Raw genomic sequence first — 15793 nt, forward strand, 5'->3', positions numbered from 1 at the left:
CGTCCATTGATCTTGTCCAGCGCCACATTCATGTTCGACAGCGAGAACAGGCCCAGCAGCTTGTCAGGCGTACCCGCACCTTGCAAGGCTGTGTTGTCCGGCGCGTAGGTAAAGCCAGCAGACTGGAAACCAGCGATCAGATCGCGTGTCGTGTCGATGGCGCCTGGGGCAGCATTCCAACCGGCCACGATGTCAGACGGCAGCACGTAGTCCGAGGAAGCCTTGCGTGCCGAACCATTGGCACTCGAACCCAGGCCGGAGGGCTGCACGTCAAACGTACGGGCGACGGCATCCTTGCCGGCCGACTGCGTCGCGTTGCTGGGGATGAACCACTTGCGACCGCCACCCATCAGGACCTTCAGACCGGTCAGGTTGGCATCGTCGAGGAACTGGTCCACGATGCCGGTGCCATTGCCGCGGTTCGAGGTGTGCACCGCATTGGCAGCAGGCGTGGCATCGAACACGTCGGCGGTGGTCACCACACCCAGGCTGGTACCCTTGGTGCGATGCAGGAACTCCGACAGGTATTCCTGACGAGGGTTGTCAAAGGCGTCCACCGTATCGTCAGGGAACACGCCTTCCTGGTTGTTCTGCGCCTTGTTGCCGGTCACGTAGTTGGCCATGCCGGGGGCAGAGTCGGTCACGATCGAGTTCAACGACGCGGTCATCACCATGCCGGTGTAGGGGAAGGTGTCCATCGCCAGGCGGTTCTGAGCCTTGCCTTGCAGATAGCCCTTGGCCATGATGCGCGCAGCGGTGCGGTGCGCGGCGCCCATGCCGTCACCCAGCATGATCACGATGTTCTTGGCAGGACGACCGTTGTTCAGGGTCAGGCCCACGACCTCGAAGTTGCCGTCGGTCTTGCTGATCGATGCACCCGTGTCGGTGACAGCGGTCACGCCCAGGGTATGTACGCCGGCCGTGTTGTGGCTGTAGCCACGCACAGAGACGACAGCGGTGTTGCCTGGCAGGCCGGCAACCAGCTTGCATGTAGCGGCGCCGGTGGTCAGGCCTGTGGCCGTACTCACGCACGTGGCGTTCTGGGTTTCCTTGATGATGCTCGTGGCACCAGCCGCAGGCGTAACAACTGCACCATCAACCGTGAACTGGAAGCTGACCACGTTCTGGCCTGCATCGGGGCGGACGGTGGCTTGCAGGTCGAACTTTTGCCCTTGCAGGAAGCGCGACAGCGTTGTGGCTGTGGCCAGCAGCGGATTGCTGGGGGGTGTCAGGCGAGAGATGGAGGCAGCATGCGCCTGAACTGCCAGCGCCGACAAGGCAGCAGACAGGGCCACGCTCAGGACGCGGCGTTGAAAGACGGAACGAGACATCGGGTACTCCTAGATGGCGGGTTGGCCGGTTGAAACAGGATGGGAATAACAGGTGTGTGGCGTGTGCGATGGCACAAGCGCATCAAGGTGTCGCGGTCGCCACGCGCTCGCGCTGAGTCGTTGCACGCTGACGCTTGTCGCGTTGCCTGGCGGGTGTGGCCTGCGTGGTCAGCAGGCGCGACGTCGCGTCGTCGAGTTCAAGGCGAACTGAAGAGACATGGCCGTCGGCCTCTTCAAAAGCACCAACAGACAAGGTGCCCGTGACCTGCAACAGGCCCTGCAGATTGGGAACGAGCCGCTCGGCATAGGGGCGTGCGAGGTGCACGAACACGGCGTTGCCCGGCAGATCGTCCGACAGGCTTTCGTCCTCATCACCCAGATTCACGGGCATGGGCGCGAGGATCAACATGCCGGCCTTGGACTCTTCCTGCGTGGCCATGTAGCCCACCATGCGGACCTTGCGACCATGCAGCGACAACAGTCGCGCGGAGGGCTCCAATCCCTTGGGGCCGACGGGGGTCTTGAACATGTCCTGGAACTTCAGGTGCTCGACCTGCGCGGGTGGTGGCGCCAGTGGGCCATGCACCGCCACCGCAGCTGGTGGCAGTGCGATGTTCGCCAGCGCAGCCTGCGCGTCAGGCTGGTGGCCGAAGGTGGTCAGTACCAGGGCGCACAGCGCCGCAGTTGGCAAGAGAGATTTCATGTCGATCGATTCAAGTGGACTGCTACAGGCAGACAGCGCATCCAGCCTGTCAAGCCGCACTCTCACGATCCATGATTGGTATGACCCTGCTGTGACAGCCAGATCACCGGCCCGCTGCCACACACATCAAATTGTCCTCAAGACATGGAATTGAGGAAATCAACGCTGTAAAGAGACGCGAACCTGCGCCATGCTGCGGGCCAGGAAGCGACAGACCACTTATCGAGCGGCGGTCTGCGTCTGCCGCCGAATCAAGGACAAGGTGCCCTCAAACACCAGCGCTGCTGCGTCTATCTTGACGGCCTTGCTGCACGCATACCCCTTGAGCAAGGTCTGCGTCACGATCTGACTGATGGTGCCGATCAATGCCACGCCCAACAGATGGGCCAGCATGGGGTCAGGACGCCAGTTGGGGAGATTCACGCGGGCCGCCAGCAACAACAGGGTGGCAAACTGATCCACGCAATTGCTGAAGACCTCATCGACGCGATCGCTGACGCCCAGGATCTCCAGCCAGCACACCCTGGCCACCCGATCGTCTTCAACCATCGAGAACATGACCTCCAGACCAGCGCGCACGCCGGCCATGGGGTCCTCATTGCGAATGGCATCGCTGAGCACCGGCAACAGGGCCTGGTTGAGCCGCTCGAACTCACGCTGGTAGACGCCGATAAGCAAGTCCTCCATGGACTCGAATGACTCGTAGAAGTAGCGGTCCGTGAGTTCGGCCTGCTTGCACAGCATGCGCACGGTCGCACTGCGATAGCCAGAGGTGCCAAACACCTCCAGCCCCGCATCGAGAAAGCGCGCGCGCCTCAAGGCCTTGCGCTCGGACATGCCCACCCCGGCATAGGAACGCAGTGCCGCACCACGTCGACCTGCGGCTTTTCTCGTTACTTTTGACGACATGGCTCTTCATACCTCATGCAAGCCATTTTCACATGCGCTGACGAGAGTGCATCGGTATCTTTTGAAAGTGCATGCATAACCATTGGGCCCCCCCCCTCATTCCGGGGTCGCTGCCTCATCATTTTTGATGACGCACGTCTTCACTTATGCATAATGACGACACTCATCGTCATTTTTTTCGATAGACATCGACCGAAGCGCCCACTCAGGAGCCATTCAAGATGAAAGACTTCCACCATAAAGTCGTCGTGATCACGGGGGCAGGCTCCGGTATGGGCAGAGCCTACGCCATGACCTTCGCCGCGCTCGGCGCGAAACTCGCACTCAACGACTTCGACCCCATCTCCCTGGAGGCCACGGTCAGGATCCTGAACGCTCAAGGCCACACCGAGGTGCTGCCCCAGGCATTCGACGTGGGCAACCGCATGGCCATGGACGAATTCGCGCAGGCGGTGAAGGAACGGTTCGGCGGGGCCCATGTTGTCATCAACAACGCAGGTATCGAGGGGTCGGCACTGCCCGCGTGGCACACCACGCCCGCCGATTACGAACGCATCATGCGCGTCAACTTCTTTGGCGTAGTCAACGGCACCCTCGCCTTCCTGCCGCAACTGCAGGCGCGCAACGAGGGCGCCATCGTCAATGTCTCCAGCATCATGGGGCTGATCGGCTCGCCCAGTCAGTCGGACTATTGCGCCAGCAAATTCGCCGTGCGTGGCTTCACGGAAGCCCTGATGGTGGAGCTGCACGACAGCCCGATCTCCGTTCACCTCGTGCATCCGGGGGGCGTCGCCACCAACATCGCACGCAAGCCACACAGCCAGGCCTTTGCGCAACGCTACCTGACCACCCCACCTGAGGACGTGGCCAAGCGTGTTGTTGAAGGCATCCGCAAGGGCCAGGCCAAGATCATCTGCGGGCAGGATGCCTTCAAGACATGGGTAGGGTCGAATCTGTTGCCCCACAAATGGCTGACTGCGATTGTCTGGCGCGAAATCCGGCCGACACTCGACAAGGCGGCCTACAAGTGGATGCGCTGAACCCTTCTGGACTCAACACTCATCGAGGCGAGGCAGGATAAAAAAAGGCCCTCACGAAGAGGGCCTTTTTCTTTGCTTGGTTGCGGGGGCCGGATTTGAACCAACGACCTTCGGGTTATGAGCCCGACGAGCTACCAGACTGCTCCACCCCGCGACTGATGCGGTATGCCGGCTTGTTTGAGGCCTTTCTGAAGGACCTCACCGGAAAGATTCTGGAACAAAAAAGCCCATCTACTCGACAGGCTCATTCGTCATGAACTTGGTTGCGGGGGCCGGATTTGAACCAACGACCTTTGGGTTATGAGCCCAACGAGCTACCAGACTGCTCCACCCCGCGACAGAGAAAGCTATTATGGCACGACTTTGAAGATTTGGCTACAACTCATACAAAACAAATCTCTGGCGCCCAGCCCAGACATGTCAAGCCAAAAAGACAAAACCCGCAGCGCTTGCGCGTTGCGGGTCTCATCAAGCCTTGAGAGGCGGCGCCAGCTTATTCAGCAGCGGCCACTTCTTCAGTGCGCTCAACCAGTTCCATGTAGGCCATCGGAGCGTTGTCGCCCACGCGGAAGCCCATCTTCAGGATGCGGGTGTAGCCGCCTGGACGCTTGGCAAAGCGAGGGCCCAGCACGTTGAACAGCTTGACCACGTTGTCGCGGTTACGCAGACGGTCGAAAGCCAGACGCTTGTTGGCCAGCGTGGGTTCCTTGGCCAGGGTGATCAGCGGCTCGACGACGCGACGCAGTTCCTTGGCCTTGGGCACGGTGGTCTTGATGGCTTCGTGCTCGATCAACGAGTTGGCCATGTTGCGCAGCATCGCCAGACGGTGCGACGAAGTGCGGTTCAGTTTACGGAGTCCATTTCCGTGACGCATGGTGCTAGTCCTTTCTTTATAAAACCGACGGCCGGATTAAGGTACCGCCGGGTGCACCGGATGACTCACCGAGCCATCCACCTTCAAAATACAAAACTTCTCTTGCTAACGCCACCACCTGATCCAGCGGCAGCCGCAGATCCAGCTTTGCTGGGCTGCTGGCTGCGCCCCCTTGAGGGGGCCGCCGAAGGCGGCAGGGGGTGTTACCTTTTGTCCAGGCCTTGGGGAGGCCAGGCTTCCAGGCGCGAACCCAGAGCCAGACCACGGGAAGCCAGGACTTCCTTGATTTCGTTGAGCGACTTGCGACCCAGGTTGGGGGTCTTGAGCAGCTCGGTCTCGGTACGCTGGATCAGGTCACCGATGTAGTAGATGTTTTCGGCCTTCAGGCAGTTGGCGGAACGCACGGTCAGTTCCAGCTCGTCCACAGGACGCAGCAGGATCGGATCGAAGTTCTGAGCCGACTTGGCAGGCGCGTCGAACGCGGCGATCTCGGAGCCTTCCAGCTGAGCGAACACAGCCAGCTGTTCCACCAGGATCTTGGCCGAAGCACGGATCGCTTCCTCAGGCGAAATGGCGCCGTTGGTTTCGATTTCCATGACCAGCTTGTCCAGGTCGGTACGCTGTTCCACACGGGCGCTTTCGACCGTGTAGCTCACGCGGCGAACCGGCGAGAACGAAGCGTCCAGCACGATGCGGCCGATGGCCTTGCTCGACTCTTCGCCATAGCGACGGATGTTGCCCGGCACATAACCACGGCCCTTTTCGACCTTGATCTGCATGTCCAGCTTGCCGCCTTGCGACAGATGGGCGATCACGTGGCCAGGGTTGACGATTTCAACGTCGTGAGGCGTCTGGATGTCAGCGGCGGTCACAGGACCTTCGCCGTCCTTGCGCAGCACCAGCGTGACTTCGTCACGGTTGTGCAGACGGAACACCACGCCCTTGAGGTTCAACATGATGTGAACCACGTCTTCCTGCACGCCGTCAATGGCAGAGTACTCGTGGAGCACGCCAGCGATGGTGACTTCAGTAGGTGCGAAACCGACCATCGACGACAACAGCACGCGACGCAGCGCGTTGCCGAGGGTGTGGCCATAGCCGCGCTCGAACGGTTCGAGCGTGACCTTGGCGCGGTGACCGCCGAGCGGTTCCACCTGGATGGCTTTTGGTTTCAGCAAATTCGTTTGCATGAGGTCTTCCTGTCAATACCCTCGGCTCGTTACACCGATAAGGCTGCTGGACCAACCGGAGCGGTTGCTCCGGCCCTGAAATACAAATGCACAAGGCCACGCGACACGACCAACAAGCCGTGAAGCGCAGCCACTGCGTGCATTAACGAGAATACAGTTCGACGATCAGCGATTCGTTGATGTCGGAGCCGAACTCATCGCGGTCCGGGCTCTTCTTGAAGACACCTTCCAGCTTGGTGCCGTCAACAGAAACCCAACCGGGCAGGCCGATGGAATCGGCCAGCTTGAAAGCTTCTTGCACGCGAACTTGCTTCTTGGCCTTTTCACGCACAGCCACCACGTCACCGGTCTTGACCAGGAACGAAGGGATGTTCACAACTTGACCATTCACAACCACGCCCTTGTGGCCCACCAACTGGCGAGCTTCGGCGCGGGTAGAGGCAAAGCCCATGCGGTACACGACGTTGTCCAGACGGGACTCCAGCAGAACCAGCAGGTTCGAGCCGGTGTTACCCTTGCGGCGCTCGGCTTCAGCGAAGTAGCGGCGGAATTGCTTTTCCAGCACGCCGTACATGCGCTTGACCTTCTGCTTTTCGCGCAGTTGCAGGCCGAAGTCGGAGGTACGCGAACCGGAAGTACGGCCGTGTTGACCGGGCTTGGTGTCGAATTTAGCCTTGTCGCTGATAGGGCGGCGTGCGCTCTTCAGGAACAGGTCGGTGCCTTCGCGGCGGGCCAGTTTGGCCTTGGGTCCGAGGTAACGTGCCACTTTTCGTGTCCTTGTAATGTCTGACGCCGGGGCCGCCTCTAATACGGTTGACCGACGCGAGTCTGGCGAATCACAATCGCGCAGACGGTGGGCTTCAAATCAGGTAGTCAGCCGATGGGTGACAAACTCCGCCAAACGTCAAAGACGCGGCAAAAAGTCACACCAAATCCGCCCTCTACCACAGGGAACTTGCGATTATAGCAAGTTGCGCGTGCACTTGTACATCACTGCCATACAGCTTTGTCAAGTTTGCACAACGCGCAAACCCCGCGCGCGCTGTTTCCAGAGCATGCGAGGTCTTGATCTGATCAGGCATCAAACCTGACCAGTCAGTCTGACTGCATCAGATGCGGCGACGCTTCTGAGGACGGCAACCGTTGTGAGGAACGGGCGTCACGTCGGAGATCGAGTTGATGCGGATGCCCAGCGAAGCCAGAGCGCGCACCGACGATTCACGACCAGGACCGGGGCCCTTGATCTCGACGTCCAGGTTCTTGATGCCTTGTTCTTGAGCAGCGCGGCCAGCCACTTCAGCGGCCACCTGGGCTGCGAAGGGGGTGGACTTGCGGGAGCCCTTGAAACCTTGACCACCCGACGAAGCCCAGGACAGTGCATTGCCCTGACGGTCGGTGATGGTGATGATGGTGTTGTTGAACGAGGCGTGCACGTGGGCGATGCCGTCCGCAATATTCTTGCGGACCTTCTTGCTCACACGACGGGCAGCGCTGTTCGCAGGTGCTTTAGCCATGATGTCTTTCTCTTGAACTCAGCAATTAGCCCAGATCACTTCTTACCAGCGATCGCCTTGCGCGGACCCTTGCGAGTACGTGCATTCGTGCGAGTGCGTTGGCCGCGCATAGGCAGGCCGCGACGGTGACGGAAGCCGCGGTAGCAGCCCAGATCCATCAGTCGCTTGATGTTCATCGAGAGCTCGCGACGCAGGTCACCTTCAATGGTGAGCCTACCCACTTCTTCCCGAATTTTTTCCAGGTCGCTATCAGTCAATTCCTTGATCTTCTTGTCGAAGGGAATGCCTGCAGCCGTGCAGATTTTCTGCGCGGTTGTGCGACCAATGCCGTAGATCGAAGTCAGACCGATTTCGGTATGCTTGTGCGGCGGAATGTTGATGCCAGCAATACGTGCCATAACTGTCCTCTGAACGCGTGTGTCGTCGCCGGGTCAGGCGATCAGCCTTGACGCTGCTTGTGACGGGGATCGGTGCAGATCACGCGAACCACGCCCTTGCGGCGGATGATTTTGCAATTACGGCACATCTTCTTGACGGATGCCGAGACTTTCATGGTCTTCTCCTGAACCGTTGACTTGCAACGGAAATTCGCCCACGTTTCCGGGGTCACCAAAACTTCAAGCTCACTTCGCCCGGAACACGATGCGAGCACGACTCAAACCGTACTGGGCGAGTGAGTGTCTATGCCACTTGTCATCAAGGCAGGGTGCGCATTGTAGCGCAGACGCTCTGCCTGAGATGTGATCGACACCACATGCCCGTTTACTGCTTCGCCTGGTAGTCCGACTCCGGGAGACCGACATCGATCTCAACCTGCCGTCAAGCGATGTTCCGCTTGTGACTTCCAGGTGGTGTGCCGTTCAGCCGGCCCACTTCAGCTTGCTTTGAAATTCGCCTTCTTCAGCAGAGAGTCATACTGCTGAGACATGACGTAGGACTGCACTTGTGCCCAGAAATCCATCGTGACAACCACGATGATCAGCAGCGAAGTCCCACCAAAATAGAAAGGAACGTTGTACTTGAGCACGAGGAACTCGGGCAGCAGGCACACGGCCGTAATGTAGACAGCACCAGCCAGGGTCAGACGTGCGAGGATCTTGTCGATGTAACGCGCAGTCTGGTCACCGGGGCGGATACCAGGAATGAATGCACCGCTCTTCTTCAGGTTGTCTGCGGTCTCACGGCTGTTGAACACCAGTGCCGTGTAGAAGAAGCAGAAGAAGACGATGGCCACAGAATACAGAAGCACATAGATCGGCTGACCGGGGGACAGCATGCTGGCAATGTCTTTCAGCCAGCGCATGCTGTCACCTGTGGCGAACCAACCCACAGCGGTCGTCGGCAGCAAGATGATCGACGACGCGAAAATCGGGGGGATCACACCAGCCATGTTGATCTTCAGGGGCAGGTGCGAAGATTGACCACCGTACACACGGTTGCCAACCTGGCGTTTGGCGTAGTTGACCAGGATCTTGCGCTGGCCACGTTCGACGAACACCACGAAATAGGTCACCAGAACCACCAGCGCCACGATGAAGATGGCTGCCGGGATGCTCATGGCACCGGTGCGGATCAGCTCGAACAGACCACCCATGGCAGCGGGCAGACCTGCAGCGATACCGCCGAAAATCAGAATCGAGATGCCGTTACCCAGACCACGCTCCGTGATCTGCTCACCCAGCCACATCAGGAACATCGTGCCGGCAGTCAGGCTGATCACGGTGGTCATGCGGAAACCAAAGCCAGGGCTGATCACCAGACCGGCTGTGCCTTCCAGGGCCACTGCGATACCGAAGGACTGGAAAATGGCCAGACCGACAGTCGCGTAGCGAGTGTATTGCGTCGTCTTGCGACGACCTGCCTCACCCTCTTTCTTGAGCTGCTCAAGATGAGGGATCACGTAACCCATCATCTGCATGATGATGGACGACGAGATGTAAGGCATGATGCCCAGCGCGAACACGGTGAAGCGCGACAGCGCACCGCCCGAGAACATGTTGAACAGACTCAGGATGCCGCCCTGCTGCCCCTTGAACAACTGCTGCAGCTGTGACGGGTCGATACCAGGCACGGGCACGTGAGCGCCAATGCGGTAGACGACCAGCGCCAGCAGCAGGAAAGTCAGACGACGTTGAAGGTCGCCGAACTTGCCGCTTTGAGCCAGTTGAGTGGGAGAAGTTGCCACGCTTGAGTCCGTTCCAGGTTCTGACGTTCTTACCGAGCTTCAGGTCTTGTATCTGGCTTATTCAGCCAGCGAGCCACCAGCTGCTTCGATTGCGGCCTTGGCGCCGGCAGTAGCGCCGATACCCTTGAGCACAACCTTGGCAGTCAGTTCACCCGACTTGATCACCTTGACGACCTTGGCGATCTGAGGAATCAGACCGGCGGCCTTCAGAGCCAGCACGTCGACTTCGGAGGCGCCCAGTGCTTGCAGTTCGCTCAGAGTGATCTCAGCGTTGTACTTCAGCAGGTGCGACTTGAAACCGCGCTTGGGCAGACGGCGTTGCAGAGGCATTTGACCGCCTTCGAAGCCGACCTTGTGGTAGCCGCCCGAACGCGACTTCTGACCCTTGTGACCGCGACCAGCGGTCTTGCCCAGACCGGAGCCGATGCCGCGGCCGACACGGCGCTTGGCATGCTTGGCGCCTTCGGAAGGCTTGATGGTATTGAGTTGCATGGTATTCCCCAAAGCTGTGGTGGTTTAGACCACCACGACCATGTAGCGGACCTTGTTGATCATGCCGCGCACAGCGGGCGTGTCTTCCAGGACGCGGGTGCCGTTCAGGCGGCGCAGGCCCAGACCGGCCACAGTGGCACGGTGGTCGGCACGGGTGCCGATGGGGCTGCGAACCAGCTTGACGGTAACAGTTTTCTTTTCGCTCATGTCAGCTCTCCGACGATCAGTTGAAGATCTCTTCAACAGTCAGACCGCGCTTGGCAGCGACTTCGGCCGGGGTCGTTGCCTTGTTCAAGGCATCGAACGTGGCGCGAACCATGTTGTAAGGGTTGCTGGAACCGAGGCTCTTGGCGACCACGTCGGTGATGCCCAGAACTTCGAACACAGCGCGCATCGGACCACCAGCGATGATGCCGGTACCGGCAGGAGCCGGAGCCAGCAGCACCTTGGCTGCACCGTGCTCGCCCACCAGGTTGTGGTGAACGGAACCGTTCTTCAGAGGCACCTTGACCATGTTGCGACGAGCCTGGTCCATGGCCTTTTGAACGGCCAGGGGCACTTCACGCGCCTTGCCCTTGCCCATGCCAACGCGGCCATCGCCATCGCCAACAACGGTCAGAGCTGCGAAGCCCATGATCCGACCGCCCTTGACCACTTTGGTCACGCGGTTCACCTGGATCATCTTCTCGCGCAGACCGTCGTCACGACCTTCGTCTGCTACCTTGGGTTGAAACTTAGCCATTTGAAATTCCTTCCGGATGCAGACGTGGCTTAGAACTGAAGACCGGCTTCACGCGCGGCGTCAGCCAGAGCCTTGATACGGCCGTGGTACTGATAACCAGCGCGGTCGAAAGCGACCTTCTCGACACCAGCTGCCTTGGCCTTCTCGGCAATACGCTTGCCAATCAGCGCGGCGGCTGCCACGTTGCCACCAGCCTTTTGCAGCTGGTCGCGCACTTCCTTCTCGGCGGTCGAGGCGGTAGCCAGGACTTTGTCGCCTTCGCCAGAAATCACGCTGGCGTAGATGTGCAGGTTTGTACGGAAAACCGTCAGACGCACGGCGCCTTGAAGAGCGATGCGAGCACGTGTTTGACGTGCGCGACGCAGGCGCTGTTCCTTCTTGCTTGTTGCCATGATGAATCAGCTCCTTACTTCTTCTTGGTCTCTTTCAAGACCACGCGCTCGTCGGCGTAGCGGATCCCCTTGCCCTTGTAAGGCTCGGGCGAACGGAAGGCGCGCACTTCAGCGGCGATCTGTCCGACTACTTGACGGTCCATACCCTTGATCAGGATTTCGGTTTGAGACGGGGTCTCAACCTTGATGCCTGCGGGCATGTCCTTCACGACGGGGTGAGAGAAACCGATCTGCAGGTTCAGCTTCTGACCTTGGGCCTGGGCACGGAAGCCCACGCCAACCAGAGTCAGCTTCTTCTCGAAGCCCTTGCTGACACCGTTGACGGTGTTGTTCAGCAGAGCGCGGAAGGTGCCGGACATGGCATTGGCTTCTGCGGATTCGTTGACTGGAGCAACCTTCAGGACGCCGGCTTCGTTCGAAACGGTCACCAGGGCGTTCTGTGGCAGGCTCAAGGTGCCCAGGGCACCCTTGACGGTCACGGCTTCGGGGGTGATCTTCACGTCCACACCTTGAGGGACGGCGATCGGCATTTTTCCAACGCGGGACATTGCGATTGCTCCTCGATTAGGCGACGTAGGCGATCACTTCGCCACCGATACCGGCGGCGCGAGCCTTACGATCGGTCATCACACCCTTGGGGGTGGTCACGATGGCAACGCCCAGGCCGTTTTGGACCTGAGGGATGTCGTGACGGCCCTTGTAGATGCGCAGACCAGGACGAGACACACGCTCGATGCGCTCGATGACCGGGCGACCTGCGTAGTATTTCAGCGAGATTTCCAGCGTGGGCTTTGCAGCCTCACCGGTGACGGCGAAACCGTCAATGTAGCCTTCGTCCTTCAGGACCTGGGCAATCGCGACTTTCAGCTTGGACGACGGCAGTGCGACGCTGGTCTTGGCGACCATTTGTGCGTTGCGAATGCGTGTCAGCATGTCGGCGATGGGATCACTCATGCTCATGGGATAACTCCTGTTCGTGCCCTGCTGGGATTACCAGCTCGCCTTGGTGACACCGGGGATGTCGCCTGCGAATGCCAATTCACGGATCTTCGTACGGCCCAGGCCGAACTGACGGAAGGTGCCACGTGGGCGACCGGTCAGGCTGCAGCGTGCGCGCAGACGGGTGGGGTTGGCGTTACGGGGCAGCTTTTGCAGTTCAAGACGAGCGGCGTAGCGCTCTTCGTCGGACTTCTTGCTGTCATTGATGACGGCCTTCAGTTCGGCGAATTTCTTGGCGTACTTGGCAACCAGCTTTTCGCGCTTTTCTTCGCGTTGCTTCAGAGAGACTTTTGCCACGATGTACCTCAGTTCTTGAACGGGAACTTGAAAGCAGCCAGGAGAGCCTTGGCCTCGTCGTCGGTCTTGGCCGTCGTCGTGATGCTGATGTTCAGACCACGGATGGCGTCGATCTTGTCGTACTCGATTTCCGGGAAAATGATCTGTTCCTTGACGCCGACGTTGTAGTTGCCGCGACCGTCAAAAGAACGACCAGAGATACCGCGGAAGTCACGAACGCGTGGCAGCGAGATGGTGACGAAGCGGTCCAGGAATTCGAACATGGTGACACCGCGCAGGGTGACCATCGTGCCGATAGGCATGTTTTCGCGGATCTTGAAACCGGCGATAGCCTTCTTGGACATCGTGATCACAGGCTTTTGGCCAGCGATCTTGGTCAGGTCGCTCACGGCGTGTTCCATGACCTTCTTGTCCGACACGGCTTCGGAGACACCCATGTTCAGGGTGATCTTCGTCAGACGCGGCACTTCCATGATCGACTTGTAGCCAAACTTGGCCATCAATTCGGGCACGATCTTTTCGCGGTAGATCTGCTGCAGGCGAGCTTGTTGTTGAGCCATGTTTGACCTCAAGCCTTGATTTCTTCGCCGCTGGACTTGAAGACGCGCACTTTCTTGCCGTCAGCCAGGAGCTTGATACCGACGCGGTCAGCCTTGCCAGAAGCAGGGTTGAAAATTGCCACGTTGGACTGGTGGATGGGCATGGTCTTGTCAACGATGCCGCCGGTGGTGCCCTTCATGGGGTTGGGCTTGACGTGCTTCTTGGCAACGTTCACGCCATCAACCAGCAGATGGGAGTCATCGACGCGAGCGGACACGGTGCCACGCTTGCCTTTGTCACGACCGGTCAGAACGATGACCTGGTCGCCTGTCTTGAGCTTGTTCATTAGAGCTGTCCTTTGCGTTGCACCGAGATTACAGAACCTCGGGAGCCAGAGACACGATCTTCATGAAGCGCTCGGTACGCAGTTCACGCGTCACCGGGCCGAAGATGCGGGTGCCGATAGGCTCCAGCTTGGCGTTGAGCAGAACGGCGGCGTTGCCGTCGAACTTCACCAGAGAGCCGTCTTGGCGGCGAACACCCTTGGCGGTGCGGACAACCACAGCGCTATAGACCTCGCCCTTCTTGACGCGGCCACGGGGTGCAGCTTCTTTGATGCTCACCTTGATGATGTCGCCGATACCGGCGTAACGACGCTTAGAGCCACCGAGCACCTTGATGCACATGACGCTCTTAGCACCAGTGTTGTCAGCGACGTCAAGTCGCGATTGCATTTGGATCATGGTTACCCCAACTTGGCCCGATCGGCTGCACAACAACTGCACAACAACGAACGGTCAGTCTTGGGCCCGTAGAACGGGCGGATCTGAAAAAAGCAGCTGACTTTGTGAGTCCCTGCCGCAGCGCTTCGATCACATGCAATTTGAGTCTTGCCAGCAATCTCTGCGAGGGCCCTCTCTGGTTTGCAAAGAGGCTTTGGGCCAAAGTCCGCTGCTTGATCAGCGAAGCCTTGAATTATGCACGAGTTTTGACAGCCGGGTCAAGCACTGCATGCAAATAATTGAACAAGGGACGGAAACAAGGGACGGGAAGCAGTGAAATCAGGCGGTGCCGCCGACAGTCAGGCCTTCGATGCGCAGCGTGGGCTGCCCCACGCCAACCGGCACGCTCTGGCCTTCCTTGCCGCAGGTGCCCACACCGCTGTCCAACGCCAGGTCGTTGCCAATCATGCTGACGCGGGTCATGGCGTCAGGGCCGTTGCCGATCAGGGTGGCGCCCTTGACGGGATACTGGATCTTGCCGTTTTCGACCCAGTAGGCCTCGCTGGCGGAGAACACGAACTTGCCGGAGGTGATGTCCACCTGGCCACCACCGAAATTGGCGGCGTACAGGCCGCGCTCGATGGAGGCGATGATTTCCTGCGGATCCTTGTCGCCAGCCAGCATGTAGGTATTGGTCATGCGAGGCATGGGCAGGTGGGCATAGCTTTCGCGACGGCCGTTGCCGGTCTGGCCGGTTTTCATCAGGCGCGCGTTGGTGGCGTCCTGCATATAGCCTTGGAGGATACCGTCTTCAATCAGGACGGTACGCTGGGTGGCGTAGCCCTCGTCGTCGATGTTGAGCGAGCCGCGGCGATCCGGCAGGGTGCCGTCGTCCAGCACGGTGACCCCCTTGGCGGCCACGCGCTGCCCCACCCTGCCCGAGAACACGCTGGAGCCCTTGCGGTTGAAGTCACCTTCCAGGCCATGGCCCACCGCTTCATGCAGCAGGATGCCGGGCCAGCCATTGCCGAGCACCACGGTCATCTCGCCGGCGGGCGCGGGGCGGGCTTCCAGGTTGATCAGGGCGGCGTGCACGGCCTGGTCCACATATTGATCGGTGACCGCCTGGGTGAAGTAGGACAGGTCGTAGCGACCGCCACCACCGGAGGAACCCACCTCACGGCGACCGGCCTGTTCGGCGATCACCGTCAGGGACAGGCGGATCAGGGGGCGCACGTCGGCGGCGAGGGTGCCGTCGGCGCGAGCCACCATCACGACGTCGTATTCACAGCCCAGGCCCGCCATGACCTGCACGATGCGGGGGTCCTTGGCGCGGGCGCGGCGCTCGACGTCTTCCAGCAGGGCCACCTTGGCGGCACTGTCCAGCGAGGCGATCGGGTCAAACGAGGCGTAGAGGCTGCGCGAGGGGGCCACGCGGTGCTCGCCCACCTTGACGCGGCGGCTCTGGCCGGCTGCCGCAATGGTGCGCACGGTGCGGGCGGCATCCAGCAAGGCTGCTTCAGAGATGTCGTCGGAGTAGGCGAAAGCGGTTTTTTCGCCGGAGATGGCGCGCACGCCCACGCCCTGGTCGATGCCGAAGCTGCCGGATTTGACGATGCCCTCTTCCAGGCTCCAGCCTTCGCTGCGGGTGTACTGGAAGTACAGATCCGCGTCATCGACCCGGTGTTCGGTGATGACCTTGAGGGCCTTGAGCAGGGTGGATTCGTCCAGACCATACGGTGCGAGCAACAACTCGCGTGCAGTCTGGAGGCGGGCGATGGTGGCGTCGACAGCGATCATGACCCCATTGTAGGCACGGCCCGCATGGACAAGTGCCTACTGGGGATATCTAGGGGGTATCTA

At 59.9% G+C, this 15793-nt stretch carries 22 protein-coding genes and 2 tRNA genes; 1 reads left to right on the top strand and 23 read right to left on the bottom strand.

From position 1 onward, the window contains the following. The 3 genes from VFW93_RS14590 to VFW93_RS14600 all read right to left on the bottom strand — a co-directional run. On the bottom strand, positions 1-1331 hold a 1331-nt coding region (locus VFW93_RS14590; protein ID WP_329694708.1), incomplete at its 3' end, for an alkaline phosphatase. An 82-nt stretch (positions 1332-1413) separates the two neighbouring features. Continuing rightward, entirely contained in the window at positions 1414-2034 is a 621-nt protein-coding gene (locus VFW93_RS14595) for a hypothetical protein (protein WP_329694709.1), read from the bottom strand. Between the two features lie 219 nt (positions 2035-2253). Next, positions 2254-2943 carry a TetR/AcrR family transcriptional regulator gene (locus VFW93_RS14600; protein ID WP_329694710.1) on the bottom strand — a complete coding sequence of 230 codons (690 nt, stop codon included), beginning with the start codon at positions 2941-2943 and terminating at the stop codon, positions 2254-2256. Between the two features lie 221 nt (positions 2944-3164). Between VFW93_RS14600 and VFW93_RS14605 the strand changes: the two genes are divergently transcribed. Then, complete coding sequence (locus VFW93_RS14605) at positions 3165-3983, top strand: SDR family oxidoreductase (protein WP_329694711.1); 819 nt, start codon at positions 3165-3167, stop codon at positions 3981-3983. A gap of 77 nt (positions 3984-4060) precedes the next feature. Here the strand turns inward: VFW93_RS14605 and VFW93_RS14610 are convergent. The 20 genes from VFW93_RS14610 to tldD form a co-directional block, all read right to left on the bottom strand. Then, positions 4061-4137: transfer RNA gene (locus VFW93_RS14610), tRNA-Met, on the bottom strand. Positions 4138-4243: 106 nt separating this feature from the next. After that, positions 4244-4320, bottom strand: a tRNA-Met gene (locus VFW93_RS14615). A gap of 156 nt (positions 4321-4476) precedes the next feature. Further along, on the bottom strand, positions 4477-4857 hold the full coding sequence (gene rplQ / locus VFW93_RS14620; protein WP_329694712.1) for a 50S ribosomal protein L17: 381 nt from the start codon (positions 4855-4857) through the stop codon (positions 4477-4479). Between the two features lie 203 nt (positions 4858-5060). Next, positions 5061-6047 (bottom strand): DNA-directed RNA polymerase subunit alpha, encoded by a 987-nt coding sequence (locus VFW93_RS14625; protein ID WP_035036291.1) that lies wholly within the window; start codon positions 6045-6047, stop codon positions 5061-5063. Between the two features lie 142 nt (positions 6048-6189). Continuing rightward, on the bottom strand, positions 6190-6813 hold the full coding sequence (rpsD, locus tag VFW93_RS14630) for a 30S ribosomal protein S4 (protein WP_290673497.1): 624 nt from the start codon (positions 6811-6813) through the stop codon (positions 6190-6192). Positions 6814-7156: 343 nt separating this feature from the next. Continuing rightward, entirely contained in the window at positions 7157-7561 is a 405-nt protein-coding gene (gene rpsK, locus VFW93_RS14635; RefSeq protein WP_035036296.1) for a 30S ribosomal protein S11, read from the bottom strand. Between the two features lie 35 nt (positions 7562-7596). After that, a complete protein-coding gene (gene rpsM, locus VFW93_RS14640; protein ID WP_329694713.1) occupies positions 7597-7959 on the bottom strand; it encodes a 30S ribosomal protein S13 in 363 nt (120 codons plus the stop codon). 41 nt (positions 7960-8000) lie between these two features. Next, positions 8001-8114: a 50S ribosomal protein L36 gene (gene rpmJ / locus VFW93_RS14645; RefSeq protein WP_035036301.1), complete on the bottom strand. Its 114-nt coding sequence runs from the start codon at positions 8112-8114 to the stop codon at positions 8001-8003. A 321-nt stretch (positions 8115-8435) separates the two neighbouring features. Then, the gene (gene secY, locus VFW93_RS14650) at positions 8436-9746 is read right to left on the bottom strand and encodes a preprotein translocase subunit SecY (RefSeq protein WP_329694714.1); all 1311 of its coding nucleotides are present in this window, start codon (positions 9744-9746) and stop codon (positions 8436-8438) included. Positions 9747-9803: 57 nt separating this feature from the next. Further along, positions 9804-10238, bottom strand: a complete 435-nt coding sequence (gene rplO / locus VFW93_RS14655) for a 50S ribosomal protein L15 (RefSeq protein ID WP_329694715.1) — start codon at positions 10236-10238, stop codon at positions 9804-9806. Between the two features lie 24 nt (positions 10239-10262). Next, positions 10263-10445 (bottom strand): 50S ribosomal protein L30, encoded by a 183-nt coding sequence (gene rpmD, locus VFW93_RS14660; RefSeq protein WP_035036309.1) that lies wholly within the window; start codon positions 10443-10445, stop codon positions 10263-10265. Positions 10446-10461: 16 nt separating this feature from the next. Beyond that, complete coding sequence (gene rpsE / locus VFW93_RS14665; protein WP_035036311.1) at positions 10462-10980, bottom strand: 30S ribosomal protein S5; 519 nt, start codon at positions 10978-10980, stop codon at positions 10462-10464. Between the two features lie 29 nt (positions 10981-11009). Further along, the gene (gene rplR, locus VFW93_RS14670) at positions 11010-11372 is read right to left on the bottom strand and encodes a 50S ribosomal protein L18 (RefSeq protein ID WP_035036312.1); all 363 of its coding nucleotides are present in this window, start codon (positions 11370-11372) and stop codon (positions 11010-11012) included. Between the two features lie 14 nt (positions 11373-11386). After that, positions 11387-11920, bottom strand: coding sequence for a 50S ribosomal protein L6 (rplF, locus tag VFW93_RS14675; protein ID WP_329694716.1), 534 nt, complete (start codon positions 11918-11920; stop codon positions 11387-11389). Positions 11921-11936: 16 nt separating this feature from the next. Continuing rightward, a complete protein-coding gene (rpsH, locus tag VFW93_RS14680) occupies positions 11937-12332 on the bottom strand; it encodes a 30S ribosomal protein S8 (RefSeq protein WP_290644368.1) in 396 nt (131 codons plus the stop codon). Between the two features lie 30 nt (positions 12333-12362). Next, positions 12363-12668: a 30S ribosomal protein S14 gene (gene rpsN / locus VFW93_RS14685; RefSeq protein WP_329694717.1), complete on the bottom strand. Its 306-nt coding sequence runs from the start codon at positions 12666-12668 to the stop codon at positions 12363-12365. 8 nt (positions 12669-12676) lie between these two features. Continuing rightward, positions 12677-13228 (bottom strand): 50S ribosomal protein L5, encoded by a 552-nt coding sequence (gene rplE / locus VFW93_RS14690; RefSeq protein WP_290673932.1) that lies wholly within the window; start codon positions 13226-13228, stop codon positions 12677-12679. A gap of 8 nt (positions 13229-13236) precedes the next feature. Continuing rightward, positions 13237-13554 (bottom strand): 50S ribosomal protein L24, encoded by a 318-nt coding sequence (gene rplX / locus VFW93_RS14695; RefSeq protein ID WP_035036324.1) that lies wholly within the window; start codon positions 13552-13554, stop codon positions 13237-13239. Positions 13555-13582: 28 nt separating this feature from the next. Beyond that, positions 13583-13951, bottom strand: a complete 369-nt coding sequence (rplN, locus tag VFW93_RS14700) for a 50S ribosomal protein L14 (RefSeq protein ID WP_088286487.1) — start codon at positions 13949-13951, stop codon at positions 13583-13585. A 318-nt stretch (positions 13952-14269) separates the two neighbouring features. After that, positions 14270-15730 (bottom strand): metalloprotease TldD, encoded by a 1461-nt coding sequence (gene tldD, locus VFW93_RS14705; protein WP_290674117.1) that lies wholly within the window; start codon positions 15728-15730, stop codon positions 14270-14272. Positions 15731-15793: the final 63 nt, after the last annotated feature.

The sequence above is a fragment of the Aquabacterium sp. genome (genome assembly GCF_036279675.1).
GTDB lineage: Bacteria > Pseudomonadota > Gammaproteobacteria > Burkholderiales > Burkholderiaceae_C > Aquabacterium.

Excerpts from the sequence above, each read along its gene's own strand:
- rplN (WP_088286487.1), bottom strand. The coding sequence starts at position 13,951 with ATGATCCAAATGCAATCGCGACTTGACGTCGCTGACAACACTGGTGCT.
- rpsK (WP_035036296.1), bottom strand. The coding sequence starts at position 7,561 with ATGGCTAAAGCACCTGCGAACAGCGCTGCCCGTCGTGTGAGCAAGAAG.
- rplF (WP_329694716.1), bottom strand. The coding sequence starts at position 11,920 with ATGTCCCGCGTTGGAAAAATGCCGATCGCCGTCCCTCAAGGTGTGGAC.
- VFW93_RS14605 (WP_329694711.1), top strand. The coding sequence starts at position 3,165 with ATGAAAGACTTCCACCATAAAGTCGTCGTGATCACGGGGGCAGGCTCC.
- rpmD (WP_035036309.1), bottom strand. The coding sequence starts at position 10,445 with ATGAGCGAAAAGAAAACTGTTACCGTCAAGCTGGTTCGCAGCCCCATC.
- VFW93_RS14595 (WP_329694709.1), bottom strand. The coding sequence starts at position 2,034 with ATGAAATCTCTCTTGCCAACTGCGGCGCTGTGCGCCCTGGTACTGACC.
- VFW93_RS14600 (WP_329694710.1), bottom strand. The coding sequence starts at position 2,943 with ATGTCGTCAAAAGTAACGAGAAAAGCCGCAGGTCGACGTGGTGCGGCA.
- rplX (WP_035036324.1), bottom strand. The coding sequence starts at position 13,554 with ATGAACAAGCTCAAGACAGGCGACCAGGTCATCGTTCTGACCGGTCGT.
- tldD (WP_290674117.1), bottom strand. The coding sequence starts at position 15,730 with ATGATCGCTGTCGACGCCACCATCGCCCGCCTCCAGACTGCACGCGAG.
- rplR (WP_035036312.1), bottom strand. The coding sequence starts at position 11,372 with ATGGCAACAAGCAAGAAGGAACAGCGCCTGCGTCGCGCACGTCAAACA.
- rplQ (WP_329694712.1), bottom strand. The coding sequence starts at position 4,857 with ATGCGTCACGGAAATGGACTCCGTAAACTGAACCGCACTTCGTCGCAC.
- rpsH (WP_290644368.1), bottom strand. The coding sequence starts at position 12,332 with ATGAGCATGAGTGATCCCATCGCCGACATGCTGACACGCATTCGCAAC.
- rpsE (WP_035036311.1), bottom strand. The coding sequence starts at position 10,980 with ATGGCTAAGTTTCAACCCAAGGTAGCAGACGAAGGTCGTGACGACGGT.
- rpmJ (WP_035036301.1), bottom strand. The coding sequence starts at position 8,114 with ATGAAAGTCTCGGCATCCGTCAAGAAGATGTGCCGTAATTGCAAAATC.
- VFW93_RS14625 (WP_035036291.1), bottom strand. The coding sequence starts at position 6,047 with ATGCAAACGAATTTGCTGAAACCAAAAGCCATCCAGGTGGAACCGCTC.
- rplO (WP_329694715.1), bottom strand. The coding sequence starts at position 10,238 with ATGCAACTCAATACCATCAAGCCTTCCGAAGGCGCCAAGCATGCCAAG.
- rplE (WP_290673932.1), bottom strand. The coding sequence starts at position 13,228 with ATGGCTCAACAACAAGCTCGCCTGCAGCAGATCTACCGCGAAAAGATC.
- rpsM (WP_329694713.1), bottom strand. The coding sequence starts at position 7,959 with ATGGCACGTATTGCTGGCATCAACATTCCGCCGCACAAGCATACCGAA.